The sequence below is a fragment of the Bacillus sp. AFS001701 genome, assembly GCF_002559405.1.
In the GTDB taxonomy this organism is placed as follows: Bacteria; Bacillota; Bacilli; order Bacillales; family Bacillaceae_G; genus Gottfriedia.
Window position 1 is genome coordinate 1 of sequence record NZ_NTZO01000623.1, and the last position, 614, is coordinate 614.

Here is a 614-nt window from a genome sequence, read left to right on the forward strand (position 1 = left end):
AATTTATAATTACTCCAATAAAATCTTTCTCCTTCATCAAGAAGCAACATAGGTTGCTTCTTGTTTATTTTTTCCTGACCCCTTATTTTCCCTTTAACCTCCGCCTATGTTAAAATAAGGAAAAAAGTGAAAGGAAGTATAAAAAATGGCACATGACGCTAATTGTATTTTCTGTAAAATTGTTGAAGGTAGCATTCCAGCTTCAAAAGTATACGAGGATGATGATATTTTAGCTTTTTTAGATCTAAGTCAAGTTACTAAAGGACACACATTAGTCATTCCAAAGAATCATGTTGAAAACATATTCGAAATGAGTGAAGAGACAGCTAGTACATACTTCCGAAAAGTACCTCAAATTGCTAATGCAATGAAAGAAACTTTTAATGTCCAAGGTGTAAATATTTTAAATAATAGTGGTGAAGTTTCAGGGCAAACTGTATTTCATTATCATATGCATATTTTACCACGATACGGAAATAATGATGGCTTTGATGTAAAATGGCTTTCAAACCAAAATCAATACACAAATGAAACGCTACAAGAGATTGCAAAATCTATCGAAAATAACATTATTAAAAAATAATAAAATTACCCCTTTTAAATACGAAAACAGG

1 protein-coding gene is annotated in these 614 nt (G+C 30.6%); it reads left to right on the forward strand.

Translation table 11 applies throughout. The annotated features are described in order from the left end of the window. The first annotated feature begins 145 nt into the window (after positions 1-145). Positions 146-583 (forward strand): HIT family protein, encoded by a 438-nt coding sequence (locus CN514_RS24130; RefSeq protein WP_098234741.1) that lies wholly within the window; start codon positions 146-148, stop codon positions 581-583. Positions 584-614: the final 31 nt, after the last annotated feature.